Origin of the sequence: Sneathiella chungangensis (assembly GCF_009882935.1) — a bacterium.
GTDB lineage: Bacteria > Pseudomonadota > Alphaproteobacteria > Sneathiellales > Sneathiellaceae > Sneathiella > Sneathiella chungangensis.
In genome coordinates this window covers 159,870-185,839 of record NZ_WTVA01000003.1, presented here as the reverse complement: position 1 = coordinate 185,839, position 25,970 = coordinate 159,870, and the positions used below count along the sequence as shown (strand labels likewise).

General features: G+C 58.4%; 28 protein-coding genes and 1 pseudogene. 16 read left to right on the top strand and 13 right to left on the bottom strand.

Translation table 11 applies throughout. From position 1 onward, the window contains the following. The first annotated feature begins 36 nt into the window (after window positions 1-36). From GQF03_RS07920 to GQF03_RS07910, 3 genes are all read left to right on the top strand, one after another. Complete coding sequence (locus tag GQF03_RS07920; protein WP_161338706.1) at window positions 37-330, top strand: hypothetical protein; 294 nt, start codon at window positions 37-39, stop codon at window positions 328-330. A 200-nt stretch (window positions 331-530) separates the two neighbouring features. Further along, window positions 531-2,108 carry a BCCT family transporter gene (locus GQF03_RS07915; protein ID WP_206376322.1) on the top strand — a complete coding sequence of 526 codons (1,578 nt, stop codon included), beginning with the start codon at window positions 531-533 and terminating at the stop codon, window positions 2,106-2,108. 148 nt (window positions 2,109-2,256) lie between these two features. Then, complete coding sequence (locus GQF03_RS07910) at window positions 2,257-2,541, top strand: DUF3892 domain-containing protein (RefSeq protein WP_161338704.1); 285 nt, start codon at window positions 2,257-2,259, stop codon at window positions 2,539-2,541. A 188-nt stretch (window positions 2,542-2,729) separates the two neighbouring features. Here GQF03_RS07910 and GQF03_RS07905 read toward each other — a convergent pair whose 3' ends face one another. The 3 genes from GQF03_RS07905 to def all read right to left on the bottom strand — a co-directional run bounded on the left by GQF03_RS07905 (window position 2,730) and on the right by def (window position 4,755). Beyond that, entirely contained in the window at window positions 2,730-3,377 is a 648-nt protein-coding gene (locus tag GQF03_RS07905) for a hypothetical protein (protein WP_161338703.1), read from the bottom strand. A 140-nt stretch (window positions 3,378-3,517) separates the two neighbouring features. Continuing rightward, on the bottom strand, window positions 3,518-4,186 hold the full coding sequence (locus GQF03_RS07900; protein ID WP_161338702.1) for a COQ9 family protein: 669 nt from the start codon (window positions 4,184-4,186) through the stop codon (window positions 3,518-3,520). Beyond that, window positions 4,183-4,755, bottom strand: a complete 573-nt coding sequence (gene def, locus GQF03_RS07895; protein ID WP_161338701.1) for a peptide deformylase — start codon at window positions 4,753-4,755, stop codon at window positions 4,183-4,185. The genes GQF03_RS07900 and def overlap by 4 nt, the downstream gene beginning before the upstream one ends. A gap of 144 nt (window positions 4,756-4,899) precedes the next feature. Here def and rpsU point away from each other — a divergent pair, with 144 nt between their 5' ends. Continuing rightward, window positions 4,900-5,118, top strand: coding sequence for a 30S ribosomal protein S21 (rpsU, locus tag GQF03_RS07890; protein ID WP_380744550.1), 219 nt, complete (start codon window positions 4,900-4,902; stop codon window positions 5,116-5,118). Window positions 5,119-5,217: 99 nt separating this feature from the next. Here rpsU and GQF03_RS07885 read toward each other — a convergent pair whose 3' ends face one another. Then, on the bottom strand, window positions 5,218-6,048 hold the full coding sequence (locus tag GQF03_RS07885) for a helix-turn-helix domain-containing protein (RefSeq protein WP_161338699.1): 831 nt from the start codon (window positions 6,046-6,048) through the stop codon (window positions 5,218-5,220). A 147-nt stretch (window positions 6,049-6,195) separates the two neighbouring features. Here GQF03_RS07885 and GQF03_RS07880 point away from each other — a divergent pair, with 147 nt between their 5' ends. From GQF03_RS07880 to GQF03_RS07840, 9 genes are all read left to right on the top strand, one after another. Further along, the gene (locus tag GQF03_RS07880; protein WP_161338698.1) at window positions 6,196-6,600 is read left to right on the top strand and encodes a hypothetical protein; all 405 of its coding nucleotides are present in this window, start codon (window positions 6,196-6,198) and stop codon (window positions 6,598-6,600) included. Window positions 6,601-6,795: 195 nt separating this feature from the next. Further along, entirely contained in the window at window positions 6,796-7,224 is a 429-nt protein-coding gene (locus GQF03_RS07875) for a hypothetical protein (RefSeq protein ID WP_161338697.1), read from the top strand. Between the two features lie 426 nt (window positions 7,225-7,650). Further along, window positions 7,651-8,382, top strand: a complete 732-nt coding sequence (locus GQF03_RS07870) for a hypothetical protein (protein ID WP_161338696.1) — start codon at window positions 7,651-7,653, stop codon at window positions 8,380-8,382. Between the two features lie 263 nt (window positions 8,383-8,645). Continuing rightward, window positions 8,646-8,858, top strand: a complete 213-nt coding sequence (gene merF / locus GQF03_RS07865; RefSeq protein WP_161338695.1) for a mercury resistance system transport protein MerF — start codon at window positions 8,646-8,648, stop codon at window positions 8,856-8,858. After that, window positions 8,828-9,052 carry a GDCCVxC domain-containing (seleno)protein gene (locus GQF03_RS07860; protein ID WP_161338694.1) on the top strand — a complete coding sequence of 75 codons (225 nt, stop codon included), beginning with the start codon at window positions 8,828-8,830 and terminating at the stop codon, window positions 9,050-9,052. Before merF ends, GQF03_RS07860 begins: the two co-directional genes overlap by 31 nt. Before the next feature lie 266 nt (window positions 9,053-9,318). Then, complete coding sequence (locus GQF03_RS07855) at window positions 9,319-11,313, top strand: sensor histidine kinase (protein WP_161338693.1); 1,995 nt, start codon at window positions 9,319-9,321, stop codon at window positions 11,311-11,313. 381 nt (window positions 11,314-11,694) lie between these two features. After that, window positions 11,695-13,692 (top strand): ATP-binding protein, encoded by a 1,998-nt coding sequence (locus tag GQF03_RS07850; RefSeq protein WP_161338692.1) that lies wholly within the window; start codon window positions 11,695-11,697, stop codon window positions 13,690-13,692. A 174-nt stretch (window positions 13,693-13,866) separates the two neighbouring features. Next, a complete protein-coding gene (locus GQF03_RS07845) occupies window positions 13,867-14,448 on the top strand; it encodes a hypothetical protein (RefSeq protein WP_380744547.1) in 582 nt (193 codons plus the stop codon). Window positions 14,449-14,501: 53 nt separating this feature from the next. Then, window positions 14,502-16,277 (top strand): methyl-accepting chemotaxis protein, encoded by a 1,776-nt coding sequence (locus tag GQF03_RS07840; RefSeq protein WP_161338690.1) that lies wholly within the window; start codon window positions 14,502-14,504, stop codon window positions 16,275-16,277. 37 nt (window positions 16,278-16,314) lie between these two features. On the opposite strand, the gene GQF03_RS07835 is transcribed toward GQF03_RS07840, so the two are convergent. After that, window positions 16,315-16,905, bottom strand: a complete 591-nt coding sequence (locus tag GQF03_RS07835; RefSeq protein ID WP_161338689.1) for a cytochrome b/b6 domain-containing protein — start codon at window positions 16,903-16,905, stop codon at window positions 16,315-16,317. 150 nt (window positions 16,906-17,055) lie between these two features. On the opposite strand from GQF03_RS07835, the gene GQF03_RS07830 reads away from it, so the two are divergent. The 3 genes from GQF03_RS07830 (at window position 17,056) to GQF03_RS07820 (ending at window position 18,826) form a co-directional block, all read left to right on the top strand. Beyond that, on the top strand, window positions 17,056-17,673 hold the full coding sequence (locus tag GQF03_RS07830; RefSeq protein ID WP_161338688.1) for a pyridoxamine 5'-phosphate oxidase family protein: 618 nt from the start codon (window positions 17,056-17,058) through the stop codon (window positions 17,671-17,673). Window positions 17,674-18,014: 341 nt separating this feature from the next. Next, complete coding sequence (locus tag GQF03_RS07825; protein WP_161338687.1) at window positions 18,015-18,440, top strand: hypothetical protein; 426 nt, start codon at window positions 18,015-18,017, stop codon at window positions 18,438-18,440. Further along, window positions 18,437-18,826 (top strand): hypothetical protein, encoded by a 390-nt coding sequence (locus tag GQF03_RS07820; protein WP_161338686.1) that lies wholly within the window; start codon window positions 18,437-18,439, stop codon window positions 18,824-18,826. Before GQF03_RS07825 ends, GQF03_RS07820 begins: the two co-directional genes overlap by 4 nt. Window positions 18,827-18,898: 72 nt before the next feature. Here GQF03_RS07820 and GQF03_RS07815 read toward each other — a convergent pair whose 3' ends face one another. The 8 genes and pseudogenes from GQF03_RS07815 to GQF03_RS07780 form a co-directional block, all read right to left on the bottom strand. After that, window positions 18,899-20,287, bottom strand: a complete 1,389-nt coding sequence (locus GQF03_RS07815) for an NAD(P)(+) transhydrogenase (Re/Si-specific) subunit beta (protein ID WP_161338685.1) — start codon at window positions 20,285-20,287, stop codon at window positions 18,899-18,901. A gap of 12 nt (window positions 20,288-20,299) precedes the next feature. After that, window positions 20,300-20,584, bottom strand: a pseudogene (locus tag GQF03_RS07810) (NAD(P) transhydrogenase subunit alpha part 2); the annotation flags it as partial. 11 nt (window positions 20,585-20,595) lie between these two features. After that, the gene (locus tag GQF03_RS07805) at window positions 20,596-21,747 is read right to left on the bottom strand and encodes a Re/Si-specific NAD(P)(+) transhydrogenase subunit alpha (RefSeq protein WP_161338683.1); all 1,152 of its coding nucleotides are present in this window, start codon (window positions 21,745-21,747) and stop codon (window positions 20,596-20,598) included. A gap of 94 nt (window positions 21,748-21,841) precedes the next feature. Further along, window positions 21,842-21,970 carry an aa3-type cytochrome c oxidase subunit IV gene (locus GQF03_RS07800; protein WP_161338682.1) on the bottom strand — a complete coding sequence of 43 codons (129 nt, stop codon included), beginning with the start codon at window positions 21,968-21,970 and terminating at the stop codon, window positions 21,842-21,844. 119 nt (window positions 21,971-22,089) lie between these two features. After that, window positions 22,090-23,862: a M3 family oligoendopeptidase gene (locus GQF03_RS07795; RefSeq protein ID WP_161338681.1), complete on the bottom strand. Its 1,773-nt coding sequence runs from the start codon at window positions 23,860-23,862 to the stop codon at window positions 22,090-22,092. Window positions 23,863-23,916: 54 nt separating this feature from the next. Then, on the bottom strand, window positions 23,917-24,366 hold the full coding sequence (locus GQF03_RS07790) for a PaaI family thioesterase (RefSeq protein WP_206376324.1): 450 nt from the start codon (window positions 24,364-24,366) through the stop codon (window positions 23,917-23,919). Then, on the bottom strand, window positions 24,363-24,839 hold the full coding sequence (locus GQF03_RS07785; protein WP_161338680.1) for a PaaI family thioesterase: 477 nt from the start codon (window positions 24,837-24,839) through the stop codon (window positions 24,363-24,365). The genes GQF03_RS07790 and GQF03_RS07785 overlap by 4 nt, the downstream gene beginning before the upstream one ends. A 6-nt stretch (window positions 24,840-24,845) precedes the next feature. Continuing rightward, a complete protein-coding gene (locus GQF03_RS07780; RefSeq protein ID WP_161338679.1) occupies window positions 24,846-25,826 on the bottom strand; it encodes an NAD-dependent epimerase/dehydratase family protein in 981 nt (326 codons plus the stop codon). Window positions 25,827-25,970: the final 144 nt, after the last annotated feature.

Genomic DNA, 25,970 nt, shown 5'->3' with positions numbered 1-25,970 from the left:
TTTATGCGCAATACGGCAATAAAAGGAGACGCCAACATGGCAGACATCACATTCGACCTTTCCGGCAGCAAGGCGGCGGAGGTGAAGAAGATCATCCTCTATTCGAAGGACAAATCGAAGGAACTGCTCGTCGTCGCGGTTTCCGGCGGCCGGATCGCCGCCAAAACCTATCAGATCGACGAGACCGAGATCTACGCCGTCGTGCTCTATAAGGGGCTGCTCGACAATCTCGAACATAAGCATTTTTACGACGTCCGCATTATCGGCAACGGCACCCTCGTCATCGGCGCCGACGGCCATGGCAACAGCCGGGTGAATTTCCGCCAGTAGCCCGGAAAACCGCCAGTTCACTCCTGATATCGGCCCCGCCCCGTCCGCTCCGGCGCCCCTCGTTGGTCGCGACCGGGGGACCGCGATTGGACAGAAACCGTCGGTTTTGTTAGGGTCCATTAGCATTGACGCAAGTATCCTGTAACTCCCGGAAAAAGCGAAATAACATGTGTCATGCCCGGGGAAACATGGGGGAAAATATGAGTGAAGACTTATACGAAACCGACTATGAGGTGGGTCAAAGCAACCTGCAACGCTGGGGGATGGATGTGCATCACCCCGTTTTCTGGGTGTCGTCTGGCCTGGTGATCCTGTTCGTGCTGGGCGTGCTGATGGCGCCGGGCGCCGCAAAGGGCGCGTTTGACGGCGCGAAATGGTGGTCGATCGGGGCCTTCGACTGGCTGTTCATGCTGGGGGGCAATATCTTCGTGATCTTCTGCCTGGCGCTGATCGTCCTGCCGGTCGGCAAAATACGCCTTGGCGGTCAGGACGCGAAGCCGGAATTCTCGACCATGTCCTGGTTCGCGATGCTGTTCGCGGCGGGCATGGGCATCGGGCTGATGTTCTGGTCGGTCGCCGAACCGACAGCCTATTACACCGGCTGGTACGAGACGCCGCTCGGCGTTGAGGCGCGCACGCCGGAGGCGGCCAGCATGGCCATGAGCGCGACGATGTTCCACTGGGGCCTGCATCCCTGGGCGATCTATGCGGTGGTGGCCCTGTCGCTCGCCTTCTTTTCCTATAACAAGGGGCTGCCGCTGACCATCCGCTCGGCCTTCTATCCGCTGATCGGCGATCACAGCTGGGGCTTCTTCGGCCATGTGATCGACACCGTGGCGGTGCTGGCGACGCTGTTCGGGCTCGCCACCTCGCTCGGTTTCGGCGCGCAGCAGGCCTCGGCCGGGCTTGCCTATCTGTTCGGCTTCGAGGCCGGGATCAACACCCAGATCGCGGTGATCATCGTGGTCACGGCGCTCGCGCTCTTTTCGGTGATCCGCGGCCTTGACGGCGGGGTGAAGCTGCTCTCGAACATCAATATGGGCATCGCCGCGGTGCTGCTGCTGTTCGTTCTCTTCGTCGGGCCGACGGCGATCATCTTCGCGACCATGGGCGACACCCTGATCGGCTATCTTGGCAATATCGTCGCCTACAGCAATTTCGTCGACCGCCAGGACGAGGCCTGGATGCAGGGCTGGACGGTGTTCTACTGGGCCTGGTGGATCAGCTGGTCGCCGTTCGTCGGCATGTTCATCGCCCGTGTCTCGAAAGGCCGGACGGTGCGCGAGTTCATCATCGCCGTGCTGATCATCCCGACGCTGGTGACGCTGGTCTGGATGAGCGTCTTCGGCGGCTCGGCGCTTGATCAGATCGTCAATAACGTGGGCGCGCTCGCCGGCGGTCTCGACAAGGTGGAGCTTGCGATGTTCCAGATGCTCGAGAACCTTCCTTACGCCACCCTCACCTCGGCCATCGGCATCGTGCTGGTGCTGGTCTTCTTCATCACCTCGAGTGACAGCGGCTCCCTCGTGATCGACGCGATCACGGCGGGCGGCAAGGTCGACGCGCCGGTGGTGCAGCGGATCTTCTGGGTGATCATCGAGGGCGTGGTCGCGGCGGCGCTCCTGTTCGGCGGCGGGGCGGATGCCCTGACCGCGCTACAGGCGGCGGCGATCACGGTGGGCCTGCCCTTCACGGTGGTGCTGCTCGCCATGTGCGTCTGCCTCTATATGGGGCTCCGCCACGAGATGAAATATGTGGTCCAGGGCGCCAGCGCCTGACACCCAACCCACCTCACCGCCAACAGCAAAAAGGGCCGGTTCTCCGGCCCTTTTTTTGTGAGAGGGTATATACTTAACAAACCCAGTCATTGACTCATGGTAGAATTTAAGTCAGTCTTTCTCTCGTTATTTCTAATGGGAAGAGAATATGGCTCATCAAGTTAGGTGCATAAACAAAGTTGACCGAGACAATCCGTGGGAACGCATTACGCACATTGGTGGCGTTAATGACGACAATTCCCGCTGGAGAATTACTCAGGCAAGAGCCATCGAAGGCATAGAAAGCGGTAAATGGAAATTCTATGTCAGCGTTGGTGGAGAAAGTGTCTGGATCGTGGTTGCGACAAGTCGTTTTGGCAATAAGTACATTAAGACAGAGTCTGATGGTGAGGATCAGAACAACCTTCTAAGCCTTCCGGAATGTCCAAAATAGACATATAGAAGACCGTAAAGCAGCGAGCTTTTACGCCGGCGACTACGCCAGACAGGTCGAGGGGAAATACTTTTCAAATCCGCGCCGGATCGCTTGAGAACAGCAGGGTGATGGGATGATAAAGATGATAAAACAGAAAAGCCAGCGGATAAAACGCTGTCCTTTTTATGAAAAATCATCCAATGAAATTAATTTTTCTCAAACACCTTTATATTTTTTAATAACTTATCGATTTGAATGCGTAATCTTAATATTTCCAAATTATGCTTGTCATCAATAGCGTGATCAAACTTTGTATCAATGCGAACGTCAGTTATATTAAATTCTATAGCCTCTGTACGAGAAACATAATTTCTAATCATTGATATTGCAGTATTCCTAAATTCAACCACCTCTCGCCGCCATGACTCAAACTCATCCTCTTTGATGCGCTTTATGCGAAGGGCGTTGCCAGTATCTGCCAAACTGTGAAATGCTTCCAATATTGGCGTTTTATCTAAGTTGTTTTTGATTGCATTTTTAAGATCATTAATTTCCGATACTTGCTGACGCCAGATGCCGAACGATGAAGTCGCAAAATACCAAAGAAGTGCTAAAGCAAGCATAAATGCCAAAGCGATTAAAGCGACAACAACTCCCGAAATAAATGTATTTTCCAATTCTTTGTATTGGTCAATAGGCGTAACTAAGGCGCCGTATATGAACCCTGACGACGCAAAAATCACTGCTACGAGAATACTAGCTAAAATATGTCCGCTAAAAAGCCGCCATGTATTGGCCCACGTATACTTAAAGATCGTGTGTAAATAGAGCTTATACTCTTTTAGGAATTCCATAATGCGAGATAATCATTCGGCCAACCATACGAGTCAATACAAATACCTCTGCCACGCAAAACACCTTATTAATGGCTTTAGATATCTGCTTGATAACGAAGTAGTATCCACAAACGACACGCGGAAAAGAACTAACTCCCTCACCGCTCCGTTAAATTCCGCCAGAAGCGTTTCGCGCTCGGGATATTGGAAAAGTCGGGTTTTTCCTTCAAGCGCTCGCGGCATTTGAATTTTGCGGTCTCGATCTGCATGACATTCTCGATGCGGCGGTCGAGGAATTCCCAGGTCTTGTGGTGCCCCTCCGACTTGTCAGCGAGCCAGTAGAGGAGCGTCGCCGCGTAAACGCCCGCGAGGGTGAGGCGCTTGGTGTACCAGTTATAATCGCTCGATGTATCGCCGGTCGCCCACCACATGCGGCTGACCGTATTGGCGGTGAGTTTCAGGGCGAGACCCGCATTCGCCGGCAGGGCGAGGACATTGACGGCGCGGCGCACGGCCTCCTTGTTCTGCTCATAAAGCTCGAGCCGCAGCCGGATGGCGAGCGTGATGCGCTCGCGGATCTTGAGGGAGCGCACGCCGCGTTTTTCCAGCTCCGCCTCCATCTCATCGTCGGCGGTCTCGATGAAAAGGCGGATCATGTCGGTGGCACCGCCGGGGAAGGCCAGCTCAAACTCCGAGAGCGGCGCGCCGATATCCGCGGCCGCGGCCGTCATCGCCTTGCGGCTCCAGCCATCGAAAAGCACATGGGGCAGCACCGCATCAAGCAAACGCGTTCGCCATTCCCGCTCGGTCTCCGCCTTTTTGCTCATGTCCCGTCTCCCGCCTGTTCGGATTTGGCGCGCAAATCCTCCATGAAGGCCTGTACTTCACTTTCATACATCAGATAGCGCAGGTCTGTCATCCTTTCGGGATAGAGAATGCCGAAAAGATGGTCGCATTCATGCTGCACGACGCGGGCATGGAAGCCGCGCGCCTCGACGCTGATTTCCTTGCCATCGAGGCCAAGGCCGCTATAGCGGATATGGGTCGCGCGCGGCACCAGACCGCGGAGCCCCGGAACCGAGAGGCAGCCCTCCCATCCCAGCTCGACCTCATCGGTGAGCGGCTCGATCTTCGCATTGATCAGCACGGTGGAGGGGATGGATTCTGCCATGTCCCCCTCCTCCATCTGCACGCGCTCCTCCGGCACTTCGAAGATCACGAGGGATTTCGACACGCCGATCTGCGGCGCCGCGAGGCCGACCCCGCCGACGGCGGCCAGGCTGTCGCGCATGTCCTCGACCAGCTGGTAAATCTCGTCGCCGAAAGGCGGAATCAGGGGCTCCGCCCGCCGCCGGAGAACCGGATGCCCCATCTTAAGTATCGCCTGTATCGCCATAAGCCCTTCCAATTTCGCGTCTTTTATGTTATTTACTCTTTTCTTTAAGGAATTCACCTTAAAAATGCGGTTTCCCCCTTCACAGGGGAAATGAAGCGTGATACACCCGCGCAACTCCGTAACCGGCTTAACTTTTGGAATTAGATAGGAGCACGATTAACTGTGCAAGTTTCTGTACGTGACAACAACGTGGACCAGGCGCTCCGGGCGCTGAAAAAGAAGATGCAGCGCGAAGGCATCTTCCGTGAACTGAAACTCCGCGGCGCTTATGAGAAGCCGTCCGAAAAGCGCGCCCGCCAGAAGGCGGAAGCCATTCGCCGCGCCCGCAAGCTCGCCCGCAAGCGCCTCCAGCGCGAAGGCTGAGCCCGCCCCGGCTCGCCGGGTTACCAGAATTCAAAAAGCCGCGCCGGGCATCCGGACAGCGGCTTTTGGCGTTTTTGGCGTGATGCTCGAAAAAACCGGCTAGTCCCCCGCCGCCGCCATCCGCGCGCGGACCAGTTTTTCCGTCTGCGCGTTCGCGGGAAAGAAACTCTCCACCATGATTTCCTCCGCCGTGACATCCTGCGGGGTTCCGAAACTCGCCACCGTCGTGATCCAGGACAAGGTCTCGCCCTCCAGCAGGAATTCGAGCGGCAGGACAGGCAGCGCATCGGCAGACGGATTTTCAACCGCGAAGCTCTCCGGCACGCCCGGATAGTCCAGCACCTCCGCCAGCAGTTGGCGGAGCGGATCATTTTCCGTCGCGCCCTTCAGCTGCCGGTGCGCCCGTTCAACCAGATGCGCCGCCGCCTGCTCCCAGTCCCTGAGCACCCGCCGGAGCCCGTCCGGATGCAGCGTCAGGCGGAGAATATTCGGCGGCCCCTTCACCGCGCCGGCCCGCAGCCCCAGCATTTCCAGCATCAGCGCCCCCGCCCGGTTGATCATCAGCACGTCGAAGACGCGGTTCATGACGATCGCGGGAAAGGGCTCCTGCTGGCGGAGCATGAAATCAAGCGCCTCGCGCACCTTGTCGAACTCGGCATCCTCGAGCGACCGCGCGCCATAGGCGGCGGTGTAGCCCGCGGCGCCGAGCAGCCGGTTACGCTCGCGCAACGGCAGCTCCAGCGCCTCGCCAAGGCGCAGCACCATCTCCCGGCTCGGTTGCGAGCGGCCGGTCTCAATAAAGCTCAGGTGCCGTGCCGAGCTTCCCGCCTCTAGCGCGAGATCGAGCTGGCTGAGCCCCTGAACCTGCCGCCAGTGCTTCAAGAGCCGACCGAGCTCGGGCACCGGGGTTTGCATGGCTGACGCGGTCATCTTCTCTCCTTCCCATGTTTCCGGCATCCAGAATAACCCGAAAACACGCGCAGGAACATTACCCATGAGGTAATTGAGATGATAACCCTGACCCGGCATCCTGCTGTCAGTCGAACCCATGGTTCGCTCAACTGAAAGGAGATCAAGATGCCGGACAAGTCAAACATACTTCGAATGACCCTGCTGATCGATGCAGGGACCTCGCTTCTGTCGGGAGGGGTGGCGCTTCTCTTCGCGGGCCCGCTTGCGCACTGGATGGGGATGGCCGATTGGGTCCTCTATACGCTTGGGGCAGGCTTGGTTCTGTTCGCCGCCGATGTCGCCTTCACGGCGACGCGGAAAGTCATCAATCCGCTGTTCGTGAAGGGCATCATTGCCGCCAACGTCGCCTGGGTGGTCGGGAGCGCAATTGCCCTCCTCCTGTTCCAGGACCGCCTGACGGTGGCGGGCAGCTGGGTGGTCGAGATCATCGCCATTGCCGTTGCTGTCCTCACGAGCCTTCAGGCCGTTAGCCTCAGGCGACTGGGCGATCAAAAACCCCGGACTGCCTGAGATCCTCCCGCTGACGCAGAGAGCCACGCCGAAACCCGGCGCGGCTCTCTCACACCTGATCATTGACTTGGGTACGATAGTTTGTCACGATTAGGGAAGGCGTTTATACTAGTATAGATTTAATGAATTGTCAAGGAAAATGGGCTTTAGTAGTTGTCATCCGAACATACGCAGGGAAGACAACAAGGGATTCCGATGGCAACATACGACATTGAGATTGGTGAAGCCGAGATTTCAAAAATTTGCAAATGTTGTGGCCGCCCCTCTTCAACTGGCCATGGCTTTGTTTATAAGGACGGCGACTCATATGCAGTTTATTATGCCGGCTGGTCTGATGCACATATAGACAAAGTCGTAACCTTCGCCTTGGCCATTGGTGAATGGGATGATCATTCGTCAAAGGATGATCGAGTGTGCTTCAGTATAGAAGCCTCTATGGCGCGTGAAAAAATCAAGCTTGACGTGATAGAACCGGGCAAGTCCCCTTGGCCTGACAGCGACCTTTTGGGAAAAATGCTTTCCAGACAAAACGCCCTCAGCCACCCTGCCCTCGGTGAAATTCTCACAATCATTGGTTTGGTCCTGAAAGAGCAGGACACGCTGGTAGAATTTCTGAGGCCATGAAGTTTAGTTTCTCAAGAGTTTTGCTTATAAGCATTGCCTATTGCATTGCTGTAATCGGCAGTTCCTATATCGCTATTTCGCTTTAATCTGAAACATGCCCTGTTCAAATGCTTTATTTTGCTTCTGATTATCGTCGCATTGCAAAAGCTCTGCCAATTCGTAGCCGGTCAGTTGGGATTGCCCAATGACTTCAGAGGTCCAGCGGGTTTGTTGCTGATCTCGAAAATCAATTTGGCGGTAAATACGATCCCTATCTTTATCGGTGCTATTCTTGGCTCAATAGCTAAAAGCTGGTAAATTATTTTAGTAGATGTTCAACAAAGATTTAAGTTTAGCTTCCATACCCCTTCCCTCTTGTGCAGACGGCGCGCAATGCGATAAGTTGCGGGGCGAAACTGTGGCCGAGTAAAAATCGCGGGGGTTATTTTGGAAAATCTACTGGCTGTTCCGAAACTCGGACTGACGGCGCTCTATTTCGTGCTCCAGAATATCCGTCCCTGCCTTCACCGGGCGGCCCTCGTGATCGTGATCGGCAGCCTCATTGGTATGCTGGGCAGCCTTGCGGATAGCACCTTCAATGCGTGGGGAGGCATAATTCTGGTGCTGCTCTATGCCACCTTCGCCGTCTCCTGGCATCGTTATTCGCTGATCCCGGCGGCGAGGAACCAGACGGGTTTCCCGTTCAGCCTGGGGATGCGGGAGGTCAAATACGGGCTCTTCGCGCTGATCGCCAGCATGCTGCTCGTCTTCATCTTCCTGTTTCTGTTGGCGTCCCTGCCGCAGGAAATTGCGCTCGTCGTGACTCTTATCCTGATGCTGCTCCCGGCCTGCGTGCTTGTCTTTTTCTATCCGGCCATCGCCCTCGACCAGCCGCTCCGGTTCCAGCTGTTTGTGAGGCGAGGGGTTGAATACAGCTTCTCCATCGTGTTGGCATTCCTGCTCTGGCTCCTGCTTTCCGGCGCGCTAATCGGCGCAACGGCGGCCCTCTCGCTGATCATCGGAAGCATCCTTTCCGGCTTTGCGGGGGTGGTGATCATGGCCCTCTGCCTGAGCGTCATTTTCTCCCTCACCCTCGCCGTATGGGTCAGTACGGCGACCTTCCTCTATTACAATGTCATTGGCCTGCGCGAATATCAGGAATTCTCCGAGGCCGATTGAATAGCGGCAAATCCCGTTGCCATCAATTCAACCGCCCCTCACCCCCACAACAAACTCCCCCTTCCCTCTATCCATCCTCGCGCAATGCGATAAGTTGCGGGGCGAAACTGTGGCCGGGTAAAATCGCGATGTGATTGGGTTGCGGGGGGACGATGCGGAGGCAACATCACCGCCGCCCGCGTAAAACTCAATCCCGCGCGCGCCTCACCAATTTGTGTAGAGATATGTATGGCCCTTTTGGGCGTAGGGCGTAGCATGGGGGGATGAAAGACGGGACATTGCTCAAGGTCGGGATAATCGGGACGGTGGTGGCGGCGCTCTGCTGTTTTACGCCGGTCCTGGTGATCCTGCTCGGCGCGGTGGGGCTCTCCGCCGCGCTTGGGCTGCTCGACTATGTGCTGCTGCCCGCCCTCGCCCTGTTTATCGCAATAACGGTCTATGCCCTATGGAAACGCAAGAAAACAGTCCCCGACTGACCTCGGTCCTGACCTGCCCCGACTGCGGACATACGGAGGCCGAGACCATGCCGACCGATGCCTGCCAGTGGTTCTATGACTGCAAGGGCTGCGGCGCTGTGCTGAGGCCGAAGGCCGGCGATTGCTGCGTCTATTGCTCCTACGGGACTGTCCCCTGCCCGCCGAAGCAGGCCGGGGACGATTGCTGCGCCTGAGACGGATCAGTCCGCCGCGACGCCGTGTAAATCGCTGCCGCCGCCGCCCTCGCCGTGGTGATGGGCGGTGGCGCGGCTCTTGGGCGGGCGGGGTCCGTTGGGGCGGGATTTTCTCCCGAAACCGCAATAAATCACTGGGCCAGCGCACCGATAACCGCGGCGCCGTCGCGGTTAGTTGATCGCGGCGCGCGAGAATACGAAAAAAGATAAAAACTGGGCAAAGTTGTTTAGGGTTTATTAGGGGTTTGTTTACTAGAATTCCCCCGATGACATGGACCTCCCTCATAGACGGGCTGCACGCCGGCCTCGGCCGCCTGCCGCGCCACACGATTCTGGTGCCCACGGTCATCGGCGCGAGCATGATCGTGCTGATCACCATCGTCTGGCTGGTGACGCCGACGACGGAGACGACCGGCTACGCGACGGAGGCCCGCAATGACCTTGGCAATTTCTCGGCGCGGCTGGAGAGCCATATCGCGACGCGCCTCGCCATCGGCGAGCAATTGCGCCGGCTGCTGATCGGCGGACAGATCAAGGACCGCGACGACTTCCTCACCCAGACCTCCTACATCCATGAGCTGTTCACCGATTTCCAGGCGATCAGCTGGGTGGACTCGCTCGGCGTCATCCGCTGGGTCTCGCCCCTGAAGGGGAACGAGCAGGCGCAGAATCTCGACGTCAAGAAGCTCAAGCTGCCCGGTATCGCGCTTGCCAGGGCGGAGGAGACGGGCCGGCTGCAGATCACCCCGCCGATCGAGCTCGCCCAGGGCGGCGTTGGCTTCGTCGCCTATATCCCGGTGCTCAAGATGGGCCGCGTCACGGGCTTCGTGAATATCATTTTCCGCGCCGATCCGCTGATCCGCGCGGCCATGGCGGACGACATGCTCGACAAATACGAGGTGATGATCCAGGACGAGACAAGCCCGCTGTTCACCACCTTCAGTGAGACGGCGGAGCGCGACGACGCCTTCCATAAATGGATCGTCATCGGCAACCGGGTCTGGGCGGTCACGCTGCAGCCGAAGGCGCAGGTCATCGCCGCCTATGGCACGATCGTCGACGAATTGGTGCTGGTCACCCTCATCCTGCTCTGCATCGTCATCGCCTGGCTCATCCATCTGGCGATGGTCCGCCAGCTGCGGATCAAGGCGAGCGACAAGCTGTTCCGGACCTTCATCGAGAATTCCCCCTCCGCGATCATCATCAAGGACGCCGAGGGCCGCTATATCCACGCCAATTCGCAGTGGCATGAATGGTTCAACCCCGAGGGGCGCGACATCCGCGGCCTGACATCGGAGGAAGTCTTCCCCGCCGGATATGCCGAGGAGGTGCGCCGCCAGGAAGAGCAGATCCTCGACCGCCGGGATATGATCGAGAAGGAATATCTGAGCCCGCTGACGGGCGGCGGCACGGTCCCGACCTTCGTGCAGATGTTCCCGATCACGGACGACACCGGCGAGGTGATCGCCATCGGCGGCTCGATCACCGATATCAGCCTCAACAAGAAGACCGAGGAAACGCTCCGCCTGGCGCTGATCAAGGCCGAGGAGGCGAGCCAGTCGAAATCGAAATTCCTCGCGACCATGAGCCATGAGCTGCGCACCCCGCTCAATGCCATTATCGGCTTTAGCGATATCCTGCTCGGCGAATATTTCGGCCCGGTCGGCAGCGCGAAATACATGGAATATGCCGAGGATATCAACCACAGCGGCCGTCATCTGCTGTCGCTGATCAACGAGGTGCTCGATATCTCCGCCATCGAGCTGGGCAAGCGCGAGCTGGTGCTGGAACCGCTGGTCGTGCAGGACCTGCTGTCCGACTGCGTGAAATCGGTTCGCCACCGCGCCGAGACGCAGGGCCTCACCGTTGCGCTGAACGCCGACAGCAGCTTGCCGCCGATTTCCGCCGACGAGACGGCGGTGCGGCAGATCTTCCTCAACCTGCTGACCAATGCCATCAAATTCTCCCATGCCGGTGACAAGATCATCGTCACGGCGCGGGCCGCGGACGAGGCCGTCGTGATCACCGTCGCCGATACGGGCGAAGGCATCAACAAAGAGCAGCTCGCCAGCGTCACCGAGCCCTTCGTCAAGGGCCACAGCACCTCGCATATCACCCACGAGGGGGTCGGCCTCGGCCTCTCCATCGTCAAATCCTTCGTCGCCGCCCATAAGGGCACCCTCCATATCGAGAGCGAAGTCGGACGCGGCACCACGGTCACCGTAACCCTGCCCAAGGAAAACGGCCGCATGGTCGCCTGAGGTTGATTCACCGGGCCTTGCAAGATCGCGGGGCGGGATATTGCGTAAATCCGCCCGTTTCTTTGCAAATATTAGATTTTGCGCTGCAATATGATAAAAATCTGATTATTTACATGCCGTGACGCCATATTAGGTTGACAGCATATGGCTCTTCCTATATCCAGCGCGCTTCCGGCCATTGTTTGCAACCAAACGTTTGTTCGGCAAGGGATGCCTGACTTTGGTGGCGTCCGCGTTATTTCCCGGACAGGGCCGGGACATTGACGATCAGATTTAGAATGAAGGCTTTTCGTTCATGGCGCGCTTGCGGGCCGCCAGGATAGAGGAAGACTTTTGTTTATTCGTTTGGGACCTTTTGGGACGAGATAACAAGAATACACGATGCCGAAACCGTTTTCGCTGCGCTATCTTCATATCCTGCCTGCCATGCTAATCCGGCATACGGTCGTGTTACCTGCCCTCGTCGGCCTTGCCATGGTCGCGCTGATCATTGGCGGCTGGATGCTGCTGCCGTCGAGCGCGGAACGGGGACTATCGCGGGAGACGCAACGCAATCTCGAGCATCTGTCGGCCCGCCTTGAGGCGCATTTCCAGACCCGCCTGACGATCTCCGAGCATGTCCGCCGCGAAATCATCGTCGGCCATGTCTTCGGCAAGAGCGAATTCCTGTCCGAGGCGCGCGCGCTCCATGAGCTGTTCCGCGATTTCCAGGCCTTCAACTGGATCGATTCCAACGGCGTCATCCGCTGGATCTATCCGGAGGCGCAGAACCGCCCGGCGCTCCATGTCAATGTCCGTCATCTGAATGTCCCCGGCCCCGTCCTGCGCGCGGCCGAAAAAACCGGAAAACCGCGTGTCACCCCGCCGATCGAGCTGGCCCAGGGCGGTCGCGGCTTCGCCGCCTATATCCCGGTCATTCGCAAGGGCACGCTGCTCGGCTCGCTGAATATCGTCTTCCGGACCGAGCCGTTGCTGACCTCGATGATGGAGGCCGATTTCCTCCAGCTCTATGACGTCCGCATTCTCGATGGCGACGCCCTCGTCTACCAGAGCCCCGGCGCGCCGGCACTGGACGGCAACGGCTCGTTCAGCCATAGCATCGCGATGGGTGATCGCCAATGGGACATCACCCTCGCGCCGACGCCCGCCAATATCGCCGAGCATAGCTCGATCATCGAGACGCTGGTCGTCGCCTTCCTGCTGATGCTGTCACTGGCTTTTGCCTGGCTGATGCATCTCGCCATGGTGCGCCAGAAGAAGCTTTATACCAGTGACAAGCTATTCCGTACCTTCATCGAATATTCGCCGTCCGCCATCTTCATCAAGGATACGAAGGGGCGCTATATCCATGTCAATTCGAAATGGCATGAATGGTTCAATCCCGAGAACAAGGAAATTGAAGGCATGAAGCTGATCGACCTGTATCCCGGCGATCACGCCAGGGAATCACAGGCGATGGAAGACAAGGTTCTCCGCGACGCCGCGGCCGTCGAATATGAGACCATGAGCCCGCATGCCGACGGCACGACGGTGCCGGCGCTGGTCCATAAATTCCCCATCTTCGACAACCACGGGCAATTGATCGCGATGGGCGGCATCAATACCAATATCAGCGCCAACAAGAAAACCGAGGAAACGCTGCGCCACGCGCTCATCAAGGCCGAGGAGGCGAACCAGTCGAAATCCAACTTCCTCGCGACCATGAGCCATGAGCTGCGTACGCCGCTCAACGCCATCATCGGTTTCAGCGATATCCTGATCGGGCAGTATTTCGGCACGCTCGGCAATGCCAGATACATGGAATATGTCAAGGACATCAACCAGAGCGGCCATCACCTCCTCTCCCTCATCAACGAGGTGCTCGACATTTCCGCCATCGAGTTGGGCAGGCGCAAGCTCCAGCTCGAACCACTCGCCGTGCAGGACCTGCTCTCCGACTGCGTGAAATCGGTCCGCCAGCGCGCCGACTGCCAGCGGATCATGATCGCGCTGGTCGCCCCGTCCGACCTGTCACCGATCCCCGCCGATAAGACGGCGATGCGGCAGATCTTCCTCAACCTGCTGACCAACGCGATCAAATTCTCCCATGCCGGCGACAAGATCACCGTTTCCGCCCAGGCCACCGGCGACGATATCGTCATCTCGGTTGCCGATACCGGCGACGGCATCCGCAAGGACCAGATCGCCACCGTCACCGAACCCTTCGTCAAGGGCCACAGCACGTCGCATGTCACCCATGAGGGGGTCGGGCTCGGCCTCTCCATCGTCAAGGCCTTCGTCGCCGCCCATAACGGCACGCTGGATATCGAGAGCGAGGTCGGCCGCGGCACGACCGTTACCATAAGCTTCCCCCGAAGCCGCGACCGCATGGTCGCCTGAGGCCAAAAAAGCCCGTTTTTCCGCGCCTTTCCGCCCGTAATCCTTCTCTCCATTAACTATAAATAAACAGTTTTTCCCTAAGCTGTCCCTACGCGCGGGAACGGGTTAAATCACGAAGTAATCCCACGTAGTTTTAAACAAAAACGCGATCAACTATAAATGGAGACACCAATGATCCGTAAAACCATCGCCGCCGCCGCCGTCCTTTCGGCCGTCATCGGCTTTACGGCGAACGCAACCGCCGCTGACTATAAAGTCGCTCTTGGCAACCTGATCGACAGCGACGTGCGCAGCTGGGCACAAAGCGACACCGTCGTCAATGCCATCAAGGAGCAGAACAAATCCTCCGCCGCGCTGAGCCAGGCCGATATCGACGCCAAGGACAAGCAGTGGCGCGCCGAGACCAAGGGCGGCGATCAGAAGATGATCAATGCGGTGCTGGCGAACAGCCTGTCCGCCTACCTCAAGGACGTCAAGGAAAAGTCCCAGGGGAAATATACCGAGATTTTCGTCATGGACATGAAGGGCCTCAATGTCGGCCAGAGCGACGTCACCTCCGACTACTGGCAGGGCGATGAAGCCAAATGGCAGAAGACCTATGGCGCGGGCCCGGCCGGCGTGCTGATTGACGAGGTCGAGTTCGATGATTCCTCGCAGACCTACCAGTCGCAGGTCAGCGTCGCGATCGTCGATCCGGCAACCAAGGAGCCGATTGGCGCCGTCACCGTTGGCGTCAATGTCGAAATGCTGGAATAGCCCCTTTCCGAAATCCATAAAAATCCCCGGAAAATTATAAGGATACGCACGAGATGAGCGCCGAGATCCCGATGAATGAACCCACAGAAACCGGCAAGAAGAAAGGCGCGGTCCAGTTGACCGTCAGCCGCAAGATCCTTCTCGTTGTTTTCGCGACGACGTTGATGGGGCTCGCGCTCCTCGTGTTCCTGGGGCTGCAAAACCAACGGCAGGACATGGAAGAGCTGGCGACCGCCAATAACCAGACCATCACGGCGCTGATGGCGGAGCAGCTCTCCGGGGCCCTGAAGTGGAAGAAATCCGACAAGATTGCCGAGGTCTATCATGAGATGGCGAGCAAGCCGGATTCTGTCCTTGCCGATATCGTCACCTTCGACAACGACGGCAATATCGTGACCGAATATCATTCCGAGACCGTCCCTTCCGCCGGCCTGACCGGACTGCTCGGCGAGCAGAAAGGCGCGCTTGACGCGGGCGGCATCTATACCGGCAAGACCGACAGCCATCACATCATCCTGACGCCGGTCACCGACGCCAAGGGCGAGACTGTCGGCTATGCCGCCGTCGGCTGGAGCCTCAACCGGCTCAACGACCAGATCTCCGCCAACCTGATGCAGCAACTGCTGCTGACCGGCGCGGCACTGCTCGGCATCATGCTGCTGACCGGCTTCCTGTTAAGCCGCTTTATCGGCAAACCGCTCAGCCAGTTGACCGAGGCGATGACTGCGCTCGCCAATGGCGACAGCGACATCACCATCGTCGGGCTGGAACGCAAGGACGATGTCGGCGACATGTCCCGCGCCGTCCAGGTCTTCAAGGCCAATGCGGAGAAGGTCAAGGCGCTTGAGATCGAGCGCCAGAAGGACGAACAGCAAAAGGCCGCCGAGGCCGAGGCGCGCCGCCAGGAAGAGGCCGCGCGCGCCGAAGAAGAGAAACGCCGCGATCAGGAAGCAGCGGAGAAAGCCGCCGCCGAGCGTGTCTCCTTCGCCCAGTCCATCGCCCAGAAACTGGAAAGCACGGTCAATGCCGTCGCCCAGCAGATTTCCGGCTCCGCCACCGTGATGGAGGAGAAGGCCAAGGGCATGGTGACCAGCGCCGCCGATACGGACCGTCACTCAACCTCGATCGCCGCCGCCGCCGAACAGGCCGCCGGCAATGTGAGCGGCGTTGCCGCCGCCGCCGAGGAACTCTCGACCTCGCTTCAGGAAATCGCCCGCCAGGTCGATGTCTCGGCCAAGCTGTCGCGTGAAACCATGGATGTCGCCGAATCCACCGACCAGGTCGTCGGCAAGCTAGCCGTCTCCGCGGGCGAGATCGGCAATGTCATCGAGTTGATCAACAATATCGCCTCGCAGACCAACCTGCTGGCGCTCAATGCGACCATCGAGGCGGCGCGCGCCGGTGAAGCGGGCAAGGGATTTGCCGTCGTCGCCAGCGAAGTCAAGGGCCTCGCCTCGCAGACCACCAACGCGACCGAGGAAATCACCCGCCAGATCGACGATATGCAGAACGCAACGACCGAGGCGGTCGATGCCGTGAAGCGGATCGAGGAGCGGATCGTGCAGATCAACGAGACGGTTCAGGCGATGGCTGCCGCGCTCGAGGAGCAGAGCACCGCAACGCAGGAAATCACCCAGAATGTGCAGCAGGCCTCCTCCTCCACCGGCGAGGTATCCCGCTCGGTTCTAGAGGTTTCGAACATGGCCTCCGTCTCCGGCGAGAGCGCGACGCAGCTTCTCGGCTCCGTCGGCGAGCTCACCCAGTTCTCGGACAAGCTCCGCGAGGAAGTGGACTCCGTCCTGAAAGACATCCGCTCCATGGCCAGCTAGGCCGGCGCGATATCCCCACGGAAAAATCCGGGCAGCCTCAGCTGTCCGGATTTTTTTTGATCACGCTGAACATCGTGCGGATGACGTGGTGGCCGAAGATCTCGTGCAGGACCGAGGCCCCGACATGGACCACCAGATAGCCCCACATCAGCGGGCCGAGGAGTTCATGCACCTCCTTCACCAGTTTCAGCCAGGCGCTGAACTGCCAATTCTCCCCGACATTGAAGAAGATCAGCGTCCCCGTCGCCGCGAGCAGGGTGGCGGCCAGCAGCCCGATCCCCTGGATCGCCCCGGCGAGCGGGCTCGGCTCATCGGCGGGCGGCAGGCGAAGGGTCACGATGGCGCCGAGATAATGCCGCATATCCTGCCAGAGCGCGGCGCGGCGATCGCGCGAAAACCAGGGATAGAGCTGCGCCAGCGACACCGGACCGCCGCGCACCAGCGACCAGAGCCAATGGATCATCAGCACCGCGAAGAGCGCGACCCCCAGTTTCTCATGCACCTCGTAAAGGAAATTGCCCGGCTCGTCCGGTCTTGGATGCTCCATCCATTCGCTGATGAAAAGCTGCGCGACGATGCCAAGGCCGAACAGAAGATGTAACAGACGGGTCAAGCGGTCATAGAACATGGGAAAGCTCCGATGGAATGTCAGTAACAGGGGATATTAATCTAACGATACCGCTTTACCAATCCGTCGGAATTGATCAAAATTAAATTCCCAGAAAAATTGTCGCCGGGCCGCGGTGCCCGGACCGGAAAAAAAGCGGGAGTTGAGGGTATGACAGCACATAGAATTACCAGCGTCGAGGAGCTCTACAAGGTCTATAAGCAGCCGGCGGAACGCGCGGTGCAGAAGGAACTGCCGAAGCTCGACCGGCATTTCCGGAACTTTATCGCGCTCTCCCCCTTCCTCGTGCTCAGCACCGATGGCGGCGACGGGACGGCCGATGCCTCCCCGCGCGGCGATGCGCCGGGATTCGTCTCCGTGCTCGATGACAATACGCTCGCCCTTCCCGACCGGCCGGGCAACAACCGCCTCGACAGCCTGATCAATATCGTCCGCAATCCCGCCGTCGGCATGATCTTCCTGGTGCCGGGCATCAACGAGACCCTGCGCATCAACGGCACGGCGTCGATCAGCCTTGACCCCGACCTCATGCAGGCCCATGCCGTCGACGGCAAGCTGCCGCGCTCGATCCTGCTGGTGACCGTGACGTCCGCCTATATGCATTGCGCGAAGGCGCTGATCCGCTCAAAACTCTGGGATCCGGCGCGGCAGGTGGAACGCTCCGCCTTTCCGACGCTGGGCCAGGTCCTCGCCGACCAGATCGCCGGGATGGACGCGGAACAATCCGACGCCTATCTCGAGATTGCCTATAAGGAAAATCTCTACTGAGCGCGCGCCGCGCCCGTCACGGGCGCTGGTGATTGCCCCAGGTACAGCAGAACAGGTTCGGATCCTGCGCCGCCGTCGTTGTCTGGCACGCGGCCAGCATCATCAGCACCGCCCCGATCAGTAAAATGCGCATCGCCCCCCTCCCTCATTAACCCCACTCCAGGGAAATGAGCTTTTCACCGGGAAGGTCAAGCGGGGCGGATGATAAATGGTGGTGGGGTAATGCATTGTACCGATCTCAACGGAAATTTAATGTGCGGAACATATTGCGCCCCCACGCCCTTTTAAGTAAAAATGACCTCATTCCAATATAATTTAATGTTGCGTCTTGGAGTGAGTTCGTGAAAAAAACCTTAGTCTTCTTATTACTCGTAATCGGGTTCTCTTTATCTGCGTGCGGGCCACTGCCACCAATGAAAACCGTCGCGACAGCAAATCCCGAAGCAGGCATATCGAAGGAATTCAATGAAGATCCAGAACTCGTCATTGCGGCCGCTCAGGCGAGTATACAAGGCCTAGACTTAAGTATTACTCACTCCGCCCGCGAAGATATTGGTTACATGATACTATTTACAAAATCCATGTCTGCATTTAGCTGGGGAGAGTCAGGGAGGGTTCTGATAACCAAGATTGATACCAATCGAACCCGTGTCTTTGTCCATTCAGAGAAAAACCGCAAATATCAGATTACCGGGACAGAAGAGGAAGAGTTTGCTGCGGCAATATTTAGTGGCATGGATGATATCCTCGCAAGGCGCCAACAATGAAGTTACTATTTTCCCTGTTCATTTTTGTTACGCTCTGTGGCTGTAGTAGCGTGTACCTTGAACGAAACTCCAATACGACATTCGATACTCTGTTTTTTGGGACGGTGATCAGCAAAACAAATACGTCACTAGATGTAAATGAGTTGGCCACCACGCGGCTTGCAAATCGCGCTTTCGCCGGAGGACAATGGGATTCACTTGGTCGTAGAGATTCCAAGTTTGAAGAACCAAGCGGCTTTTTCTATTCAGTCAAAACTGCCGAAGGCGAGATGCAGAAAGTGCTAAGCCCCTCAGTTGTTGAGATTGGCTCCTGTGTTGAAGTTATTTCGATTGATGAAAGCGAAGTTGAGATTTTGCGGGTTTCACCACCAGAAAAATGTGCTTAGACCAGATATTGCAGGATCACAAAAAAAGCCGCTGGCTCTCACCAGCGGCTTTTGTTTTGGGTGTCGCGGTTGTTACAGCGCCTTGATAATATCCTCGACCATTTTCTTCGCGTCGGCGAGGAGCATCATGGTGTTGTCCTTGTAGAACAGGTCGTTGTCGATGCCGGCGTAGCCGGCCGACATGGAGCGTTTCACGAAGAGCACCGTGCGCGCCTTGTCGACGTCGAGGATCGGCATGCCGAAGATCGGGCTGGACGGGTCGTCGCGGGCGGCGGGGTTGGTCACGTCGTTCGCGCCCACCACGAAGGCGACATCGGCGCCGGAGAAGTCGGAGTTGATTTCCTCCAGCTCGAACACCTCGTCATAGGGCACGTTCGCCTCGGCGAGCAGTACGTTCATATGACCGGGCATGCGGCCCGCCACCGGATGAATGGCATAGACCACCTCGACCCCCTCCGCTTTCAGGGCATCGCCCATTTCACGGAGGGCATGCTGCGCCTGGGCGACCGCGAGGCCGTAGCCCGGCACGATGATCACCTTACCGGCATTCTTCATGATGAAGGCCGCGTCATCGGCGGAGCCCGCCTTGTGCGGCCGCTCGCCCTTGTCGGGACCGGCGGCCGCCGTATCGCCGCCGAAGCCGCCGAGGATCACGCTGAAGAAGGAGCGGTTCATCGCCTTGCACATGATGTAGGAGAGGATCGCGCCCGAGGAGCCGACCAGCGCGCCGACGATGATCAGCGCGGTATTTTCCAAGGTGAAGCCGATACCTGCCGCCGCCCAGCCGGAATAGCTGTTCAGCATCGAGACCACCACCGGCATATCGGCGCCGCCGATCGGGATGATGATCAGGAAGCCGATGACGAAGGCGAGGATGGTCATGGCCCAGAAAATACGCGGATCGAGATCGACGCAGAACCAGACGATCAGCGCAACGATAACAAGGCCGATCACCAGATTGACGAAATGCTGGCCCGGAAAGGTCACCGGATTGCCGGACACCAGCCCCTGCAGCTTGGTGAAGGCGATGACGGAGCCCGAGAAGGTGATGGCGCCGACAACAATGCCGATGGACATCTCGATCCGCGAAAGCACCGTGAGCTCGCCCCCTGCCCCGAGGATGCCATAGGCGTCCGGGTTGTAGAAGGCGGCGGCGGCGACCAGCACGGCGGCGAGACCGACGAGACTATGGAACGCCGCGACAAGCTGCGGCATGGCGGTCATGGCGATGCGCTGGGCAATCACCGCGCCGATGGCGCCGCCGATGACAATGCCGCCGATGATCCACTCATAGGAGAGGACGTCGGGCCGGAGAATGGTGACGATGATGGCGATGGCCATACCGGCCATGCCCATGATATTCCCGCGCCGGGAGCTGTCCGGTGAGGACAGGCCGCGAAGCGCCAGAATAAAGAGTATGGCGGAGACCAGATAGGCAAGCGCCGTAAAGTTTGCTGACACGGATCGTCCCCCTTATTTCTGTTTTTTCTTGTACATGGACAGCATCCGCTGGGTCACGAGGAACCCGCCGAAGATATTGACCGAGGCAAGCACGATGGCGACAAAGCCGAAGACTTTCGCCAGCGTCAGGTCCGCCGGTCCGGCGGCAATCAGCGCGCCGACGATAATCACCGAGGAAATGGCGTTGGTCACGGCCATCAGCGGGGTGTGCAGCGCGGGCGTCACGCTCCAGACGACGTAATAGCCGACAAAAATGGCGAGCACAAAAATGGCCAGCCGGAAAACGGTTGGATCTACCATATCCATAATCAGTTCCCTCCCTCGGTCAGTTGCGGGTGGATAATGTTGCCATCGCGGGTGAGCGCGGTGCCGGTCACAAGCTCGTCCTCCCAGTTCAGGTTCAAGTTCCCCGTTTCCTTGTCGATCATGGGGTTCAGGAAATTGAACAGATTTTTCGCGAACAGCGACGAGGCGTCGCTCGCCAGCCGGCTCGGCACATTGTGATGGCCGACGATCTTGACGCCGTTTGCGGTGGTGACGACTTCGCCAAGCTTCGCCTGGGCGACATTGCCCCCCGCCTCGACCGCGAGATCGACGATGACCGAGCCCGGCTTCATCACGGCGAGCATTTCATCGGTAATCAGGATCGGCGCGGTGCGCCCCGGGATCAGCGCCGTGGTAATGACGATGTCCTGTTTCTTGATATGTTCGAACACAAGTTCCGCCTGGCGTTTCTTGTAATCCTCGCTCATTTCCTTGGCGTAGCCGCCCTCGGTCTCGCCGGTCTCGTCGCTTTCGACCATGACGAATTTCGCGCCGAGGCTCTCGACCTGCTCTTTCGTCGCGGCGCGCACATCCGTCGCCGTCACGATGGCGCCGAGGCGGCGGGCGGTGGCGATCGCCTGAAGACCCGCAACCCCGACACCCATAATGAAAATCTTGGCGGGCGCGATGGTCCCGGCCGCCGTCATCATCATCGGCAGCGCGCGGCCATATTCCGCCGTCGCGTCCAGCACGGCCTTGTAGCCGGCGAGATTGGACTGGCTGGAGAGAATATCCATCGACTGCGCGCGGCTGATGCGCGGCAGGAGCTCGAGCGAGATCGCGGTGATCCCGGCCTTCGCATAGTCCGCCGCCAGATCCTTGTTCTGCAGCGCGGCGAGATGGCCGATCAGCACGGCGCCCTTTTTCATGAGCGCAATTTCGTCCTCGCCCTCCGCCTTGGTGAGCGGGCGCTGGATTTTCAGGACAATATCGGCATCTTTGAGGGCGGCGGCCTCGTCGGCGGCGATTTTCGCGCCGGCGGCCTCATACTCCGCGTCCGAGAAGGAACTGGCGCTCCCCGCGCCCGTCTCGATAATGACCTCCGCGCCAAGGCCGACAAATTTCTTCACGGTGTCCGGAGACGCCGCGACGCGCTTTTCATGTTCCCGACGCTCCCGGGGGATGGCGATTTTCATAATCGATCCTTTTGTCTATTGTTTGAGGCGGGAATGACAGGCGTCCCGCCGCGCCGCAGGGTATGACCTGCCAATTGGGCGGCCCGCTTGTCCGCTAAGTCAGAAAGATACCCATCAGGATCAGCAGGATAACCAGAAATATCGTGCAGTATTTAAACAGCTTGACGAAAGCGTGAAAGCTTTCCTTCTGTGCGGAGATATCCATACTTCCGTTTTCATGCATAATGACAAACCCCTCTTCTTTTCAGGTCATGTTTTAATTTGACCTGAAATATACCGAAAAATGCCCGCCGGGCAACAGATTGTCGTGTGCAACGCAATAAAAAGCTAATGCGCCGTGATTTACAGCGCCTCCAGCTCGTCGATGAATCCCTCGATCACCCCAAGGCCCTTCGACCAGAAGGCCGGGTCCGACGCATCGAGGTTGAACGGCGCCAGCAATTCCTTGTGCCGGAGCGTGCCGCCGGCCTTCAGCATGGCGAAATATTTGTCCTGAAAGCCGCTCTCCGCCTCCTGATAGATGGCATAGAGCGCGTTCACCAGGCAGTCGCCGAAGGCATAGGCATAGACATAGAAGGGCGAATGGATGAAATGCGGGATATAGCTCCAGAAATACTGGTATTCATCATGCAGGCGGATAGCGGGACCGAGGCTTTCACTCTGCACTTCCATCCAGATCTTGCCGATCTGGTCGGGGGAGAGTTCCTCGTCTTTCCGCGCGCTGTGAAGGCGTTTCTCGAAGTCATAAAAGGCGATCTGGCGCACCACGGTGTTCAGCATATCCTCGACCTTGCCCGCCAGCATGATCCGCCGCTTGTCCGGGTCGGCCTCTTTCTCCAGCAGCGCGCGGAACGTCAGCTGTTCGCCAAAGACACTGGCGGTCTCGGCAAGCGTGAGCGGCGTATCGGCGAGCAATCCGCCCTGCGGCGCGGCGAGAAGCTGATGCACGCCGTGGCCCAGCTCATGGGCGAGCGTCATCACGTCGCGGATATTGCCCTGATAGTTCAGCAGCAGATAGGGATGCACGCTCGGCACCGTCGGATGGGCGAAGGCGCCCGGTGATTTTCCGGGCCGGACGGCGGCGTCGATCCAGGGTTTTTCGAAGAATTGCTGGCCCAGTTTGGACAGCTCCGGCGAGAAGCGGCCATAGGCCTCCAGCACCGTATCGCGCGCCTCGTCCCAGGGAATGACCCGCTCATCCGCGTCGGGCAGCGGCGCGTTGCGGTCCCAGTAATCGATTTTCTCCTGCCCCATCCATTTCGCCTTGATCGCGTAATAGCGATGAGAAAGGCGCGGATAGGCGGCCTGCACGGCTTCGCTCAGGGCATCCACGACCTCGGCCTCGACCTGGTTGGCGAGATGGCGCATGGCCGCGGGTTCGGGCGATCCGCGCCACTCATCCTCGATCGCCTTGTCCTTGGCGAGCGTGTTGGTGATCAGGGAAAAGAGCCGGACATTCTGCCCGAACACCTTGCCCAGACTCTTCGCGGCTTTCTTGCGGATGTCGCCGTTGGGGCTGGAGAGCAGATGCAGCACCTGCTGGGAGGCCATTTCCTCCCCGTCCACCTCGAATTTCAGGCCGGCAATCGTCTCGTCGAACAGCCGCACCCAGGCGCTCCGCCCGGAGATATCCTTCTCATGGAGGAGTTTTTCAATCTCGTCGGACAGCTGGTAGGGTTTCAGCGCCCGGACATTGCGAAGCCAGGGCTCGTATTTCTTGAGGCTCGACCCCTCATACATGGATTGCAGCCGGTCTTCCTCGATCCGGTTGAGCTCCAGCGTGAAGAAAAGCAGGTCGGTGCCGATGGCGCTGATCTTCTCCTGCATGGTCTGGAAGAACTTGCCGATTTCCGGGTCCGACATATTGCCCGCATAGACGAGATAGGCATAGGACATGATCCGTCCCTCCAGCTCGCCGATCTCCTCGAATTTGGCGATGGCGAGATAGAGCCCCTGCCCATCGAGACCGGTGAGCGTGCCCTTGTACTGGGCGGCGAAGGCCTTGGCATCGCGCGCCGCCGTTTCCAGATCCTCCATCAGTTCCGGCGAGGTCCGGGACGGGTACAGATCCGTCAGGTCCCATTCGGGCAGATTGGCGAGGGCAGATTTACTCATGTGCAGCAGACTCCGGAAATAAACAGGCTTTCGTCTTAACGTAGGAATTCATCCTCAACTAACAAGGAAATTGGCATGGGCGGCGGCGATGGGCTTTTTGCGGTTCCCCTGCCAGGCCTCAATGCGCATATTGGCGACCCGGCGACCGGGCTTGGTGATCACCGCCTCGGCGTAAGTCTCGACCGGCTTGCCCGAGCGCAGATATTCCACCGTGATATTGATGATCTTCGGCAAGCGCGTCACTTCCTGCGTCGCGAACAGATGGACCAGCGCGGTGCTCTCAAGGAACGCCCCGACCACCCCGCCATGCAGCGCCGGCAGGGTCGGGTTGCCGATGAATTTCTTGTCCTCCGGCAGTACGCAGATCAGGCTCCCGTCCCTGTTTTCCAGCCGCAAGCCCAGATAGCTGAAATAAGGAATAATATCGAACAGCGGCTGCCAGTCCTTGCTTTCCTTCGATGCCTCGAGCAGGGCGACGAATTTTTCCGGCGTCATCTCACTCATTCCGACGCCCCCTTCTTCGCCGCCGAAAGATTCAGCGGCGGAGTATTGGTGGATCTCAGCATGAAGGTGCCGACGGCGTTGGCGACGGGGTCCTCCGGATCGCTGTGATAGGCGATGGCGCGGACAAAGGCGATCTGCTTCGTCGTCTTGTAGCAGGTGGCGCGGGTAAAAACATCTTCTCCCGGCGTTGCGGGTTTCAGGTAATCGATGCGCAAATCCAGCGTCGCAATCGGCATATATTTCTTCAGCCGCGCATAAATGCACATGCCCGCCGCCGTATCGATCAGGGTGGTGATGATGCCGCCATGGAGGACGCCATTGACCGGATTGCCGGCGAAGCGCTCCTGATAGGGCAGGCTGAAGACCACCCCTTCCTCATCCATTTCATGCACTTTTACCCCGATATCCGCGCAATGGGGAATGCCGTAATCAATGATATTCTGTATCTGGCTGATATCGAACTCGGTCGACATGAACGCTTAGTCCTCGCTGTATTCCTGGTACCATCTGACGAATTTCGGCAGCCCCTCGTCAAGGCTGGTCGCGGGTTCATATCCCACATCGTGGCGGAGCGGGTCAATATCGGCGAAGGTTTCCTTGATATCGCCGGGCTGCATCGGCAGCAGCTCGCGCGTTGCCTCCAGACCCAGTGTCTTCTCGATGATGGCAACGAAATCGAGCAGCTTTTCCGCCCGGTTGTTGCCGATGTTATAGACCTTGTGCGGCGGTTCCGCGCCCCCTTTTTCCGGCGGATGCACGAGAACCTCGAGAATGCCCTTCACCACATCGTCAATATAGGTGAAGTCGCGCTTCATGTCGCCGTGATTATAGATCGGCACGCTCTCGCCTTTCATAATCTTTTCGGTGAAACGCCAATAGGCCATGTCCGGCCGGCCCCACGGGCCATAGACGGTGAAAAAGCGCAGGCCCGTCATCGGGATGCCGTAAAGATGCGCATACGCATGGGCCATCAGCTCGTTCGCCTTCTTCGTCGCCGCATAGAGCGAGACGGGCCGGTCCGTCTGCTGATCGACCCGGTAGGGAAGATCGTTATTGGCGCCATAGACCGAGCTGGAGCTGGCATAGACGAGATGCTTCAAATGATCGAGCTGTCGGCTGACCTCGAGAATCGCGAGGAACCCCGTCACATTCGCCGCCGTATAATCAAACGGATGGGTCAGGCTGTGGCGCACCCCCGCCTGCGCCGCCAGATGGATCGCGAGGCTGATGCCCGGATGCGCACCCAGCGCCGCATAAAGCGCCGAACGATCAGAAATATCAAGCTCATAGAAGGTGAAGTTCTTGTACATCCTGAGGCGATCAAGCCGCTTCTTCTTGAGCTCGACGTCATAATAGGGGTTGAGATTGTCGATGCCCACAACCGTCCGGCCGCCGCCGAGCAACGCCTCGGCGACATGCATGCCGATAAATCCCGCCGCCCCTGTCACCAGAATGGTCATGAAAATCCTTCTAAAATTTCGAAAAACCGACTACCCTCTCAAAAGCCATTTTGCCCCGGAAAAGTCAAAAAAAATCGCGTGAAATCGTCATTAAAATCGATTTAAGTCAGTATTATTGACCCTTTTTGCCTTTCGTGATAATCT